The sequence below is a fragment of the Hoyosella levis genome (assembly GCF_026008515.1).
GTDB lineage: Bacteria > Actinomycetota > Actinomycetes > Mycobacteriales > Mycobacteriaceae > Lolliginicoccus > Lolliginicoccus levis.
The window spans coordinates 1-14,287 of the sequence record NZ_BQYM01000006.1; the positions used below are offsets into that span (position 1 = coordinate 1).

Annotated in this window: 12 protein-coding genes; 3 read left to right on the forward strand and 9 right to left on the reverse strand. The window is 68.1% G+C overall.

Going from position 1 to position 14,287, the window contains the following annotated elements:
- The first annotated feature begins 243 nt into the window (after nucleotides 1-243).
- A complete protein-coding gene (locus QC765_RS07650) occupies nucleotides 244-753 on the forward strand; it encodes a GNAT family N-acetyltransferase (protein WP_278313854.1) in 510 nt (169 codons plus the stop codon).
- Between the two features lie 13 nt (nucleotides 754-766).
- Here QC765_RS07650 and QC765_RS07655 read toward each other — a convergent pair whose 3' ends face one another.
- From QC765_RS07655 to QC765_RS07665, 3 genes are read right to left on the reverse strand one after another with little or no spacing between them, the layout of a single operon-like run.
- Entirely contained in the window at nucleotides 767-3,346 is a 2,580-nt protein-coding gene (locus QC765_RS07655; RefSeq protein ID WP_278313855.1) for a molybdopterin-dependent oxidoreductase, read from the reverse strand.
- 2 nt (nucleotides 3,347-3,348) lie between these two features.
- Nucleotides 3,349-4,158, reverse strand: a complete 810-nt coding sequence (locus QC765_RS07660; RefSeq protein WP_278313856.1) for an FAD binding domain-containing protein — start codon at nucleotides 4,156-4,158, stop codon at nucleotides 3,349-3,351.
- 8 nt (nucleotides 4,159-4,166) lie between these two features.
- Nucleotides 4,167-5,540: an 8-oxoguanine deaminase gene (locus QC765_RS07665; RefSeq protein WP_278313857.1), complete on the reverse strand. Its 1,374-nt coding sequence runs from the start codon at nucleotides 5,538-5,540 to the stop codon at nucleotides 4,167-4,169.
- 85 nt (nucleotides 5,541-5,625) lie between these two features.
- Between QC765_RS07665 and QC765_RS07670 the strand changes: the two genes are divergently transcribed.
- On the forward strand, nucleotides 5,626-7,008 hold the full coding sequence (locus QC765_RS07670; RefSeq protein WP_278313858.1) for a guanine deaminase: 1,383 nt from the start codon (nucleotides 5,626-5,628) through the stop codon (nucleotides 7,006-7,008).
- Nucleotides 7,009-7,416: 408 nt separating this feature from the next.
- On the opposite strand, the gene pucL is transcribed toward QC765_RS07670, so the two are convergent.
- The 3 genes from pucL to QC765_RS07685 are packed head-to-tail and all read right to left on the reverse strand — an operon-like array spanning nucleotide 7,417 to nucleotide 10,801.
- Entirely contained in the window at nucleotides 7,417-8,325 is a 909-nt protein-coding gene (gene pucL, locus QC765_RS07675) for a factor-independent urate hydroxylase (protein WP_278313859.1), read from the reverse strand.
- Nucleotides 8,326-8,348: 23 nt separating this feature from the next.
- Nucleotides 8,349-8,852, reverse strand: a complete 504-nt coding sequence (uraD, locus tag QC765_RS07680) for a 2-oxo-4-hydroxy-4-carboxy-5-ureidoimidazoline decarboxylase (RefSeq protein WP_278313860.1) — start codon at nucleotides 8,850-8,852, stop codon at nucleotides 8,349-8,351.
- The gene (locus QC765_RS07685; RefSeq protein ID WP_278313861.1) at nucleotides 8,849-10,801 is read right to left on the reverse strand and encodes a solute carrier family 23 protein; all 1,953 of its coding nucleotides are present in this window, start codon (nucleotides 10,799-10,801) and stop codon (nucleotides 8,849-8,851) included. The genes uraD and QC765_RS07685 overlap by 4 nt, the downstream gene beginning before the upstream one ends.
- Nucleotides 10,802-10,888: 87 nt before the next feature.
- Between QC765_RS07685 and QC765_RS07690 the strand changes: the two genes are divergently transcribed.
- Nucleotides 10,889-11,461: a nucleotidyltransferase family protein gene (locus QC765_RS07690; protein ID WP_278313862.1), complete on the forward strand. Its 573-nt coding sequence runs from the start codon at nucleotides 10,889-10,891 to the stop codon at nucleotides 11,459-11,461.
- A 117-nt stretch (nucleotides 11,462-11,578) separates the two neighbouring features.
- Here the strand turns inward: QC765_RS07690 and QC765_RS07695 are convergent, their stop codons facing one another.
- Genes QC765_RS07695 through QC765_RS07705 form a run of 3 tightly spaced genes read right to left on the reverse strand, consistent with a single transcriptional unit; the run spans nucleotide 11,579 to nucleotide 14,287 of the window.
- Nucleotides 11,579-12,478, reverse strand: a complete 900-nt coding sequence (locus tag QC765_RS07695; RefSeq protein ID WP_278313863.1) for an SDR family oxidoreductase — start codon at nucleotides 12,476-12,478, stop codon at nucleotides 11,579-11,581.
- On the reverse strand, nucleotides 12,459-13,427 hold the full coding sequence (locus QC765_RS07700) for a hypothetical protein (RefSeq protein WP_278313864.1): 969 nt from the start codon (nucleotides 13,425-13,427) through the stop codon (nucleotides 12,459-12,461). The genes QC765_RS07695 and QC765_RS07700 overlap by 20 nt, the downstream gene beginning before the upstream one ends.
- Nucleotides 13,428-13,456: 29 nt before the next feature.
- Nucleotides 13,457-14,287, reverse strand: coding sequence for an SDR family oxidoreductase (locus tag QC765_RS07705; RefSeq protein ID WP_278313865.1), 831 nt, complete (start codon nucleotides 14,285-14,287; stop codon nucleotides 13,457-13,459).

Sequence of the window (14,287 nt, forward strand, 5' to 3'; positions counted from 1 at the left end):
CCGCCACACGGCGGGGAAGCTCCCCCAGGCACAGCCAGCCACACTAGCATCCCCGCGCCCCGGGAGGCAACAACGCCTCCCGCGATCAAGGTCCGCCCTGGCGCCCGTCCCCCGCTCTCGGCGGGGCCCGCGCACCGGCTGGCTCCAAGAAAGTTACACACCCCCGATCCCAATCACAAATCCACTGTTCACGCGGCATTTCCCTGAATGACCTCCCGTGACGCCGGGCGCTAGCCTGGGGCGGTGATCCGCTACGCGCAGGAGAACGACCTGCCACTGATGCAGGACATCGAACGAGCAGCCGGCCGCATGTTCGCTGCGATTGGGATGCACCGTGTCGCCGACGACCCTCCCCTCGCCCTGTCGGTGCTTCGCGAGCACGCGAGGCGTCACGAGGCATGGGTGTGGTGCGATGCCAACGACCTGCCGGTCGCCTATGCCCTGGCGGTTCCCCTTGATGGAGCCATGCATATCGAGCAAGTGTCGGTCGACCCTGCTCAGTCGGGACGGGGAATCGGTAGGCGCTTGATTGATCACATCGGCAAGACCGCCCGCCGGCAGGGTATTCGCGCGTTGACGCTCACGACGTTCACGAACGTTCCTTGGAACGGCCCCTACTACGAGCGATTGGGCTTCGCCAGCATCCCGCAGTCAGCCCTATCACCTGGACTCGCTGAGATCCGGCGGATCGAAACCGCGCGCGGCCTCGATCAGTGGCCCAGGACGTGCATGCGCCGGGATCTCGATATCTAGCTGGCTCCTGCCCCTATCGCTGCACCGCTCGCCACACCCGCGCGGGGTTCATCGGTTGCTCGTGCAGGCGCACCCCAGCGGCGTCACGGATGGCGTTGGCCAGGGCGGGCGCGACGGGGTTGTAGGGCGACTCGCTCATGGATTTCGCACCGAGAGGGCCGAGCTGGTCGTAGGTGTCGGCGAAGTAGATCTCGCTGTCGGGGATGTCGGCAAGCTGGGGGATGTGATAGTTCCGCAGGGTGTTGACGGTGTTCGCGCCGCCCTCGGTGGGCACTTCCTCCCAGAGCGCGGAGCCGATCCCCTGGGCGATGCCGCCTTCGATCTGGCCGCGGCACTGCTCGGGGTTGAGCACTGTTCCCGCATCGGCGGCGTGCACGGACTGGAGGATCCGGACAACCCCGGTGCGGATGTCCACGGCCACGCGAAACGCATGGACATTGAAGGCGACCGACCGAGGGGTGCCATCCTGGCGGGCATGCTCGGTGAGCGGTCCGTGCTCGGCAGCGACCGCGGCCAGGCCTCCATTGAACTGCTCGATGCGGCGGGCGAGCGCGGTGGCGGCCTGGTGCACGGCCTTTCCGGCGACCACGGTCCCGGCGGAGCCGAATGCCCCGGTGTCGTGGTCAACGGCGTCGGTGTCGGACTGGATGATGCGTATCGCACCAGGCTCGATGCCAAGCGCCTGGGCCGCGAGCTGGGCATGGATGGTGGTGGTGCCATTGCCGAACTCGGCGGTACCCACCCGCACGGTGACAGTGGCATCGCGCTCGAGGGTGACGCTGGCATCGGAGATGTGCCCACGCGGCGGGATGGTCGCGATCATGGCGATCGCCATGCCCTCCCCCACTCGCTCCTGCGGTGTGGTCGGCACGCATCCCTCCCGCCCTCGGGCGATGGCTGCCTCGGCGAGGTCAAGGCATTGGTCAAGGCCATAGCTGCCGAAGGTGAGGTCGTCGTCATGCGGCGCGGCGTCGACGAACGGATCGCCGGGGACCACCACATTGCGGCGGCGCAGGTCGAACGGGGAGATACCAACCCGGCGGGCGAGGTCATCGAGCGCTTGCTCGATGGCGAACATGAGCTGCCCGAGCCCATATCCACGGAAGGCACCCGAGGGCGGGTTGTTGGTGTAGACGGCGCGGGCGTCGACGCGCTTATTGGCGCACCGGTACTGGGCAACCGATTCGCTGCAGCCGTGGAACATTACGCCCGGCGAGTGATTGCCATAAGCACCCGCATCGGAGAGGACATCGACCGCAAGCGCGGTGAGCTGGCCGTCCGGGGCCGCGGCGGCGGTGACCTCGATGCGCATGGGGTGGCGGTGGGCGGCACGGTCGAACTCGTCGGAGCGGCTGTATTCGTACTGGACAGGTCGGCCGGTGCGGAGAACGGCGAGGGCAACGATGTCCTCGGTGAACATTTCCTGCTTGCCACCGAAGCCGCCGCCAACACGCGCGGTGTGGACACGGACCTGTTCGCGGGGCAGGTCGAGGATGCGGGCGAGCTCATCGCGCACGAGGAACGGCACCTGGCTGCTGGTGCGCAGGACGAGGCGCTGATCGTCATCGATCCAGCCGATGGTGGCGTGGGTCTCCATGTGGACGTTCTGCACGCGGGCCGTGCGCCAGGTCCCACGGACCACGGCTCCGCCCGCATCCTCCGCTGCCCGGATGCCCTCGGCGATGCTGCCGGTCTCGCCGTGCAGCTCGGCCACGATATTGGCCGGGGCTAGCGCGGGATGGAGGACGGGCGCACCGGGCTGGGTGGCCTGCTCGGGATCGTGCACGGCCTCGAGCAGCGTGTACTCGACGGTGATCGCGGCGGCCGCGCGGTGCGCGTCCCGAGGTGTCTCGGCGACGACGGCCGCCACGCGCTGGCCCACGAACCGGACTATGTCGTCGAGGATGCGGGCGTCCTCGGGATCGTCGACGTAGTGATGGTGGCGAGCGGTGGAGAACCGCAGCGGCGGGCTGTCGTCGTGGGTAAAAATGGCGACCACGCCGGGCATGGCGCGCGCGGTGGTGGTGTCGATGCTGTTGATGCGCGCGTGCGGGTGGGGGCTAGCCACGACCGCCAGGTGCAGCAATCCTGGGATAGTTGTGTCGAGGGTGAAAGGCTCGGTACCCGTGACAACGCGATCGGCTGCGGGAGGCAGCGTGGTTCCGGCGGGAACGGTTCGTCCCGCGAGCGCGTCGCGGATGGAGCGGTAGCCGGTGCAGCGGCAGAGGTTGCCCTTCATGGCGCGGGGCAGGTCCGCGCGCTGCTCATCGGTGAGAGCGGCGCCGGTCATGATCATGCCGGGGGTGCAGTAGCCGCACTGGAAGCCCATGGCGGCGCGGAAGGCCTGCTGCGCGGGGTGGAGGCTGCCAGGCTGGCCCAGTCCAGCGGGGGTGGTGATGGTTGCGCCGGTGACGCGGTGGGCCGGGGTGATGCACGAGTGCTGGGGCTTGCCGTCGATGTGGACGGTGCAGGCGCCGCAGTCACCGGCGTCGCAGCCCTTCTTCACATCGTGGTGGTCGTGCTCGCGCAGATAGGTGCGCAGGCATTGGCCGGGGAGCGGCGGTGTGGTGATCTCGCGGCCGTTGACGTGCATGATCACTCCTCCCGCACGGCGAGGTCGGCCATGATGTCCTCGGCGAGCAGCGTGGTGACATGTTTGCGCCAATCGGCTGTGCCATGCGGGTCGCTGTACCAGCGGTCACTGCTGATCTCATCGATGGCCTGTCGTGTGTCAGCGGGGCTGCCCGGCCCGACGATGATGGGGCGGTCTGTCGCGGCGGTGAGGGCGAGCACCGGGCCATGCTCGGTGGCACGACCAATGAGCAGCGCCCCGGAGCGACCGAGAGGTGCTTGGGCGATGCGGCGCAGAGAGACCTCCTGGCGCAGAGCGGTCGCGGGCAGATGGATCGAGCGAAGGATCTCGCCAGGCTCAAGGGTGGTGCAATGGTTTCCGGTGACGAGCTCGGTGATGGTGGTGGTGCGGTCGGTGCCGTCGGGCCGCCAAATGGTGAGGGTGGCATCGAGGGCCGCGGCGAGCGCGATCATCGATCCGGCGGGCAGAGCGAGGCAGATATTGCCGCCAACGGTGGCCGAGGCCCAGATCTTGAAGGACGCGACGAGGGCGTCCGCGCACTCCCGGAACAGGCTGGTGGCGGTCCAGGCCGAGGGGTAGGGCACTTCGATGAGCTGCTCGATGGTGCAGGTGGCGGCGATGTCGAGGCCATTCTCGGCGATCGTGAGCGGTGGCCAGCCGAGCGCGGTGATGTCGATCAAACGGTTGGTGCCTGGCTGGGGCTCGCTGTACAACCACGTCCCCCCGGCGAGGATGCTGTCGCGCAGCGCGGGCGGAGGAAGCTCGTGCCGCGCGCGGGGCTCGACGATGGTGTCGATGCTGTGCAGGTCCACGAGCTGGCCTATCCGTTGTGCCCGCGGGCCATGACGAGCTGGGCGGTGAGCACGACCTTGGCCGCCTTCTCGGCATCCACTGTGGTGACTTCCCCCTTCTCGACGATGATGCGCCCGTCGACGATCAGGCGCTCGAGCGGGGGCGCCGCGCCCATGACGAGCGCGACGACCGGATCGTCGATGCCAGAGTGGGACAGGGTGTCCATCCGCCAGAGCGCGAGGTCGGCGAGCTTCCCCTCCTCGATGGATCCGATGTCGTTGGCCCGGCCGAGCAGGCGCGCTCCTCCTAGCGTGGCGAGCTCGAGCGCCTGGCGCGCGGTGATCGCGGCGGCGCCGTCCCGGGCACGGGCGAACAGCAGGGCGTGGCGGACCTCCTCGATCAGGGAGGTGCCCTCGTTGCTCGCTGCGCCATCGACCCCGAGCCCCACGGGCACCCCGGCGCGCACGAGGTCGCGGAGGCGGGCGATGCCAGCTCCGAGGCGGGCATTGGAGGTGGGGCAATGCGCGACTCCGGTGCGCGTCTCGGCGAGCAGCACGATCTCGCGGTCCTCGAGGTGCACGGCGTGCGCGAACCAGACATCGGGGCCGGTCCAGCCAAGCTCGGCGACGTAGTCGAGGGGGCTGCCGCCAAGGTTCTGGTGGCAGAACGCGACTTCCTCGCGCGTCTCGGCGAGGTGGGTGTGGAGGCGAGCACCATATTCGCGGGCGAGCGCCGCGGTCTCGCGCATCAGGTCGGCGCTCGCGGAGAACGGGGAGCAGGGCGCGAGCCCGATACGGAGCATGGATCCGGGCGAGGCGTCATGCCATTCGGTGAGCGCTTTCTCGCTGGCGGCAAGGATGTCGCGGAGTGGCTCGACGAGCGAGTCAGGGGGCAGGCCCCCCTGGGAGCGGCCGAGATCCATGGAGCCGCGGGTGGGGTGGAAGCGCATGCCGATCGCGGCGGCAGCGGTGATCTCGCTGCCGAGCATGTCGGCGCGGGCTCCCTTGTCACCGGTGAGGGGAAAGACGTAGTGGTGGTCGGTGGTGGTGGTGCAGCCGGTGGCGGCGAGCCGGACGAGGGAGGCGATCGCTGCGGTGTAGGCGGTATCGCGGGTGAGCTCGGACCAGCGGGGGTAGAGGGTGACGAGCCAGTTGAACAGGTCGAGTTCAGCGGCGTGGCCGCGGGTGATCCACTGGTAGAGGTGGTGGTGGGTGTTGACGAGCCCCGGGGTGAGCAGGCAGCCGCGGCCGTCGATGATGGTGGCGCGCTCGGGCAGGTCGGCGGGCTCGTCGCCCACAGAGGTGATGCGGTTGCCCTCGATGACAACGCTGCCGGTGAGCTCTCGCCGCTGCTCGTCCATGGTGACGATGTGCGCGTTGCGAATTACTTTGGTCACCGACATACCTGTGAATGTAGTGATCCCGCATTACACACTGGTGTCGTTCCGGGCGCAAAGGTCGTCATCTTGGTGTGCAAGAGTGTGCCTCGTGCTCCTGTACCGAGGTCATGTGCTGCATATCGCCGGTAGGCCCGATGTTGATGGCGCGCGGGAAGCCCTGGTCAGCGAGCCAGATGGCGCGCTTGTCGTGGACGATGACGGTCGGATCGCCTACTCGGGCCCGTTCGGCGAGGTTCCGCCCGATCTCGCTGGGGCGACGGTAGTGGATCGGCGTGGCTGCCTGCTGCTGCCCGGCTTCGTCGACGCGCATATCCATTTTCCGCAGGTCTACACCACGGACGCGCATGGCGGCGGCACGTTGCTGAGCTGGCTTGATCGGTGCGTGTTCCCGGCCGAGGCCCGCTTCGCCGATGCTGGCTTCGCGCGGGAGGCGGCGCGGGAGTTCTGCGCGGCGCGCATCGCGGCGGGAACGACGGCAGCGATGGTGTTCGGCTCGGCGTTCCCGGTGGCGCAGGACGCGTTGTTCGAGGAGACATCGCGGGCAGGGCTGCGGGTGGTGAGCGGCCGCGGGGTGCAGACGCGTGGTCCAGCCTCGGCCGGGCCATTGATCACCTCGGAGGAGGAGGCGGAGCGCTTGTGCCGGGCGGAGATTGCCCGCTGGCATTGCGCGGACGCTCCTGGTCGGCCGGATCGGGCGATGCTGCAGGTGGCGCTGGTGCCCCGGTTCGCGCTGTCGGTGACGCGGAGGTCATTCCGCTGGATGGGCGAGCTTCATCGGCAACATCGCGAGGACGGGGTGTACTTCCACACGCATCTCAGCGAGAACGATGCACCGGGGGTGGGCGAGATCGATTCGGTGCTGCGCGACTTCGGCACGGGCTCGTACCTCGATACCTATGACGGCCGGTTCGGTCCAGGCGGCGGGCTAGCGGGTGAGTCGCTGCTGGGGCGGCGCAGCATTCTCGCCCACGCGGTTCACTGCAGCGAGAGCGAGCTGGATCGCATCGCGGAGACGCGCGCCTCGGTCGCCCATTGCCCCACCTCGCAGCTGTTCCTGGGCTCGGGGACGATGCCATGGAAGCGGATGGCAGCGCGCGGGATCACGGTGGCGCTCGGCTCGGACGTGGGCGCGGGCGACGAGTGGCTGGTGAGCCGGGTCGCCAACGATTGCTTCAAGGTCCACATGTGCGCGAGCGCTGATCGCGCGGTCTCCCTGGAGCCCGCGGCGTTGCTGTTCAGCTCCACCTTGGCCGGGGCGAGAGCACTCGACATGGAGGACGCCTTCGGCAATCTCGATGCGGGCAAGGACGCGGACTTCCTGGTGGTGGATCCTTCCTCGTGGCCACCACTGGCTCGATCGGTCGCGGCCGCCTCGGACCCGGACTCGCTGGTGTTCGCCGTGATGATGGCATTGCGCGAGCCAGCGATCTCGGAGGTGCTGGTGCGGGGCGCGCGGGTCTCGGCCGCGTGATGGTTGCCCGTTGCTGACCGGGGTGGCGCGAGGTGGGCGTGGGTCCGTGCCCTGGTGGTCCGGCCGATATGGAGGGCAAGGGCGGAGCCGGCGAGCAGGAGGAACAGCCCGAAGCCCCCAGTGACCACGACGAACAGCAGTTCCTCGTTGCCGAGGAGCTGGCCGACGCCTGGTATGGCGATGGTGTCGCGCGTCATGACCTACCCCCGTTTCAACAGTCGTTGATACCTCAACGTTATGACTGTTGTACGGGAAAGTGACGTCATGACGATAGGTGCCACGCCACTAGAGTGACAGAAGTAACTACGGTGTCACTGTTTGTTTACACAACATCTCTGCCAGCAAAAATACACTGTGACCACCCGAATTTGCCCCAGAACGCGCAACGATCGCGCTCCGCTTGCCCGACTACTTCAGCCACGCCAGCTGCGGCACCCACGCATCGCCCGCGGCAGGAGCATCGTCGCGCGCCACCGTCGCCTGGATCAGCCCGTAGGGCCGGTCGTCGGCGTGGAAGACCTCGTTGTTGTTCTCGATGCCAAACCTCGCCAGGTCATACACGAAGTGATGCTTGTTCGGCGCGGACATGCGCACCTCCACCACCTCCGGGCGGGCTTCCAGGATCCGGCGCCCGATCGCATAGAGCGTCTGCTGCAGCGCCTTCGAGTGCTGCGTCGCGAACGTCTCGACGATGATCTGCCGGATCGCGGCGTACGCCTCGTCCCACGCCACATCCGCGCCAGCGAACCGCCACTGCGCCACCAAAGAGGTGGCCATCACGCGATCATCCGTCGGCTCGAGAACCGTGAACTCATCCTCGAGGAAGCCCCGGAACTCCGAACCCGTCGACTTGAGCAGAACCAGGTCCTTGATGCCACCGATCACATGCTCGTGGCGTTCCCCGCCAGATCCCGACACCGTCACCGCCGCCGTACGGATCTCGGGCCCCGTGCGCGTCCACGCATGGTCATGGCCACCCTCCCCCACCGGGACCCGCTCCCACCCGAGCTCCTCGATCTCGATGCGCGACCCCTGCACGGGCTCCACGTCATCGACGAAATGCCGGGCCAGGGCCAGCCCATACTCCTCGATGCTGCCCTCGCAATGCGTCCGCGCATACGCATACACCGTCTGTTTCTGCGTATCGGTCGGCAGCACGGGCGACTGATCGCCCTCGGTGTGCGCGATGGCGAAATCACCACGCAGCGCCGTGGAGACCGTCATATCGCGGATGCCATGGCGCGGCGAGTCCCGATAGATGCGCACCACGCGGTTCTCCGCCTTGCCGTACTGGTTCGGCCCCAACACGATCCCCATGCCGCTTCCTTCCTGCGAGATTGCTAGCTTTCCGTGCCCAGCATCGCCGCGAGCCGGAACGCCGTGATCCGGCACAGTTCCTCGCGCGCCACGCGCCACTCCACGCCGGGATCATTGCCCAGCCGCCCCTCGAGCACCGCGAGCAGCTCCTCGGCACTACGCCCGTGCGCGAACACCAGGTACACGTGCCCGAACCGCTCCTCGTAGCGACGGTTCGCCTCGACCAGGCGTGCCCGCACCGCCTCACCGGCAGCCGCGACCCGGGATTGCTCCGCCGCCGAGCGCCCCTCCCCCACACGATCACCGATGCGTGGATGCCCGGCGAGCCCCGCGCGAAGATCAGCATCATCGGTTGCCGCGAGCTCCGCCACGGCCTGCTCGCACAATTCCTCGACGCTGGCGAACGGCCGGAGCGCCACCACGCGCCGTGCCCAGTGCGGCGCCTCGCAGGCCTGGGCCAGGAAGCGCGCCGCAGCATCCTTGTCCGCGTCATTGAACGCGGCCAGGGACATCGCGCCCACCGTCACCGCAGCGACTCCAGCCGCGCCAGGTACGAATCGGTCACCGGATTAGCCTCCGCCACGAGATCATCAAACCTGTAGTTCATAATCTTGGCCACCTCCACAAGAGCGAACGCGCGCTCGCTCGCGGGCTGGTTGTCCAAGCGTGACGCTCCCGTGCGCAGCACCGCATCAAAACGGTCGATCTCGCGGGCACAAATGATCAGCGGGAATCCAAAGTGCATCCGGTACGCCGTCGCCAGCTTCACCACTGCCAGGTGCTCGCCCTGCTGCAGCGTGGACAACGCCACGTGGTCCGCCGCGATCGGTGTGCCCGTCTCATCCTCGGCGCCGAGATCAGGGAATGCCCGCAGCAGCTCCAGCTTCTCCGCGTCCGAGGCCATCAGCATCGCCTCCTGGAACGCTGCCCGCAGGTCATGCGCGTCCGCGAAGGGTGCTTGGCCGAAGGCCCGCCGCGTGACCCACCATGTGCCATGCACCAGCGGACCGAACGTCGCGTGGAACTGCTCCTCATCCATGCGATTGACATCGGCGAGCGTGATCTCGCCGCCCCCCGCTACCGCCTGCCCGCGCCGCCCGATGTGGAAGAACACGATGTTCAGCACGATCGCGGCGATCGCGCCCATCGTGATGCCCGTGGTGAACAGGATCTCCAGCCAGCCCGGCACGGCCGTCTCCACGCCCGGGATGACCACGCCGCCGGACTCGCGGCGCGTCTGCCCCTCCTCCACGTACAAGGCCAGGCCAAGAGCCGTACCGGCGATGATGAGGTTGCGCTGGTCCGTGAAGTCGACCTTCGCGAGCGTCTGGATTCCCACGATCGCCACCGACGCGAACAACGTGATCGACGCCCCGCCGAGCACTGGAGCCGGAATGGACTCCACCACCTGCGCTGCCTTGGGGAACAAGCCCAGCAGGATCATGATCACCCCGGCCGCCGCGACCACCCAGCGCGACTTCACACCCGTGAGCCGCACGAGGCCGACATTCTGGTTGAAAGCCGTGTACGGGAACGAGTTGAACGAGCCGCCCACCACCGTGGCCACGCCATCCGCGCGCAACGCTGCCGCGATGTCCTGGCGGCCGATGCGCTTGCCCACGATCTCGCCCGCCGCGAGCACCGAGCCCGTCGACTCCACCGAGGTGATCATCAGGACGATGATCATCGAAACGATCGCCACCGCCCCGAACTGCGGCCAGCCGAACGCGAACGGTGGCACGAACCCCACCCAGGCAGCATCCCTGACCTCGTCGAAGCGCGTATCGCCGAGCAGCCACGCCACTGTGGTGCCCACGACCAGCCCGAGCAGCACCGCGATGGTTCCCAGGAAGCCGCGGAACACTCGGCGCAGCAGGACGATCAGCGCGATCGTGCCCAGCGCGTACGCCATCCACCGGCCATTTCCCGGGTCGGGCAGCCCCGTCACCGGGCTCGTGATCGCGTTCCCGATTCCCACCGGCAGCAACGACACCCCGATGATCAGGATCACCGAGCCCGTCACCACGGGCGGGAAGAACCGCACCAGCCGCGCGAAGTACGGAGCGATCAAGAAGGTGAACACACCGGCCACGATCACTGCGCCGTAGACATGCAGCAGGCCCTCGCGGCCCCCGCCGTTGTCGTTGGCGATCTTGATGACCGGCGCCAGGCTCGCGAACGTCACCCCTTGCACCAGCGGCAGCCGCACCCCGATGCGCAGCACCCCCACCGCCTGCAGGATCGACGCCACCCCGCAGGTGAACAGGTCCGCCATGATCAGCATCGTCAGGGCCTCGCCGTCCAGCCCGATCGCCATCGCGATCAGCAATGGCACCAGCACCGCGCCCGCGTAGAACGCCACGACATGCTGCGCGCCCAGCACCGCGAGCACCCGGACCGGCAAGACCTCATCAACAGGGTGCCGCCGGGCAGCAGGCCGCGAGTGCTCGCGGCGCAATGACGCAACAATGGACATGGCATCAGCCTGAGCAGGCAGTATTGCCTCAAGGTTTCACGGGAAACCACACCGCGCGCCGCGCACGGACGAGAAAGGGACGCCGCCATGCCGCACTCCTGCACCGGCATCGTCCTCGCCGCGGGTGCCGGTAGCCGCTACGGCCAGCCCAAGATCCTCGCCCACGACGGCGACTGGCTCCGCACCGCCGCCACAACGCTGCAGGAAGGAGGCTGCACGCACGTCTTCGTCGCCACCGGAGCAGCGCGGCCATCCCTGCCACCCGGGACCACCGAGATCCACGTCCCCGCCTGGCGCACCGGGCTCAGTGCCACCGTGCACGCTTCCATCACCGCAGTGACCGCCCTCACCAGTGAAAACGGCGAAAGCGGCAGCATCGTTTTACACACAATTGACACACCCGACGTCGGGCCCGCGGTGCTCGCCCGGCTCATCGACAACCACCCCGGCTCCTGGGGCATCACCCGCGCCCTCTTCCAGGGGCGGCCCGGGCACCCTGTCATCATCGGCCGCGACCACTGGCAACCACTGCTCGCCAGCCTTGCGGAGGATGGTGCTTCCGATGCTGGGGCGCGCCACTACCTGCGCGGCCAGCACGTGCTCGGCGTCGAATGCGGCGACCTCGCCACCGGAGCCGACATCGACCATCCCGATCGCTAGCCGGGCGCGCGGAGCGCCCCACCGCCGGATCTGCGAGCAAGAGTCAACAGATGTCCGATTTCGGGGAACGATCTGTTGACTTTCACTCGCAGATTCCCGCTGCCGACTGCCCGCCGCCTAGAGCACGCGCTTGACGATGCCGTCGACGACCCGGTCGAACGGCTTCGGGGCGCGGGCCAGGCCCGTCCCAAGGCGCATCGCGTAGTCGCTGACAGCCGTGGGCACGACGGCATCGAGGAGGACAGCACCCACGGCATCCGTGCCGACGAGGTACCGGGCGCGGGGATGCTTGCTGGTCAGCGCCTTGCGGACAGCGCGGGCGACGGGAGTGGGCGTCGGATAGCTCGCGGACTGCTGCTCGACACGGTCAGCGAGGTCGTAGGAGTCGCGGTAGGCGGATGATTCGCGGTCGGGCAACTGCGCCATCGCGGTGCTCCAGACGCCGGTGCCGTAGCTGCCGGGCTCGATGAGCACGACCTTGATGCCAAATGACGCGACCTCCCGGCGGGCGGCGTCGGAGATGGCCTCGAGCGCGTACTTGCTGGCGGAGTACCACCCGATCAAGGGCGGCGCGACGCGTCCGGACATCGAGGAAATGTTGATGATGCGTCCGTCCCCGCGCTCGCGCATCGCGGGCATGACGAGACGCATGAGGCGGGCCGGAGCCAGGACGTTGATCGCGAGCTGCCGCTCCGCGAGGTCGCCGGACACATCCTCGATAGCACCTGGCTGGGCGATTCCCGCATTATTGACAAGCGCCCAGGGCCCGCCATCGGTGAGCAGGTTGATGCGGTCGAACGCATCACGGGCCTGCTCGTCGTCGGTGACGTCGCACTCGATAGTGCGGATCCGCACGTTGGCCTGGTCCGCGGCATCGAGAACGGTATCCGCGGCGGCCTCGGTGCGAACGGTACCGATGACGTCGAAGCCATGCTGGGCGAGCTCGATCGCGGTGGCGAGGCCGATACCTCCGTTAGCTCCGGTGATGACAACGCTTCTAGATGGGGTGCTGGTCATGGCTTTGCCTTTGCTCTGTCGGGTGGGCGGCGGCGCGCGCGGGCCTGCTGCGGCGCAGGTCAGCGATGATGCTGATGGCGTCGCCGATGACGAACGCGCCGATGAGGGTGACGATGATCCACGGGCTGGCCTGGGGCACGCCGGCCTGCTCCATATAGGCAGGATTGAGGAGGCTGCTACGGGAGGCGGCGTGCACGAGGGTGGCGAGCAGCGCGATGTCCGCGAGCATGTGAGCGACGGCCAGCGGTATCGTCCACGTGCCGCGCGCGAGCCGCAGGACGTGCAGGACCAGCATGGCGGCGGCAAGCACCAGGATGATCGGCAGCCATGCCCGCCACAGCGCCGGATCCACGAACGGGATCTCGCGAGCAAGCTGCTGCCACACAAGGAAAACGATCAGCGCTGCCATGGCGATGATGGAGAACGCTGCGTCAGCACGCTGGCTGGAAGCGCCGCTCCGGGGCAGTTGCTCAGGCCGCCAGCGCATATCTCGTGATCGGGAGGCATGCCGATCCAGGAGCACGAACACCAGGGTGGTCCAGAAGAGCAGCTGGATCGCGACCATCGCGGTTCCCCAGGCCGTGCCCGCGAGAACAGCGAGGTAGTCATCCGGGGTGGCGAGGATCTGGGGAATGCTGATGGCGAGCGCGGCTATCGGCAGCACGATCGCGCCGAGCAGCTTGATGAGCCGGAGGTAGTCGAAGTAGAAGGCGGGCCCGATGAGGTGCTGCGGCGCCCCGGTGTACTCGGCAGCCAGCCGGTGCGGGTCACCGAGCTCGACGAGGGCATCATGCTCGGCCTTGATCGGGTCGCGCTCATCCTGCCGTGCGATGGCCGACTCGATCAGGGCGCGGACGTCCGAATCGATGTCGGCGCGCAGTGCCGCGGGCACGTGGCGCGCGACAGCCCAGGCGTAGCGGTCGCTGAGGTCAGTGATTAGCGCGGCCATGCGGAGATCATGGCACAAGCCGGGGGTGATCACGTGGCGAGGAAGTCCCGGAAATCGGTGGCCGGGTGCCCGGCGATGCGCTGCACCACATCAGTGACGATGTCGAGCTCTCCGGTGGCGGCGGCAGCGTAGGAAGTGACCCAGCCGTCGATCTCCCAGTTCTCGGCGTCGAAGCGCTCGCGCGAGGCGTAGGCCTCGTCGAGGCTCTCGGCATAGTAAGTGGTGTGCTTGCCGGTGATGGTAGTGATCATCTCGGCCGCCTCGTGGAGGGTGAACGCGCGCGGGCCGGTGACGTCATAGGACTCGCCGTCGTGCCCGTCCTGGGTGAGCACTGCCGCAGCGACATCCGCGACGTCATCACGGGTGACCGCGCCGATCTTGCCATCGCCGGCTGGCCCACGGATCATGCCGTCCTCCCCGGCGAACAAGGGAATGACGTCCTGGTAGAGGTTGTCGCGCAGGAAGGTGAAGTCCACCCCGGCGGCGCGGATCGCCTGCTCGGTATGCCAGTGATCCCGCCCGAACGTGAACGTGCATTCCGGCGCGGCCGAGACGAATGACACGTACACGATGCGGCGCACCCCTGCCTCGGCGGCGGCCTCGACGACCCGGCGCTGCACCTCGGCGCGATCGCGGGTCTCCGGCGCGGAGACGAAGAAGAACGTGTCCACGCCGTCGAGGGCCTGGCGGATCGTATCGGGATGGCCGAAGTCGCCGAGAGCGATATCCACGCCCGGCAGCTTCACCTTCTCGGGATCACGGACGATCAATCGCTGGCGCGCGCCCGATCCGGCGAGCCGCTGGGCGACCCGGCCGCCGATCTGCCCTGTTGCCCCGCTGATGGCGATAACTCCACTCAT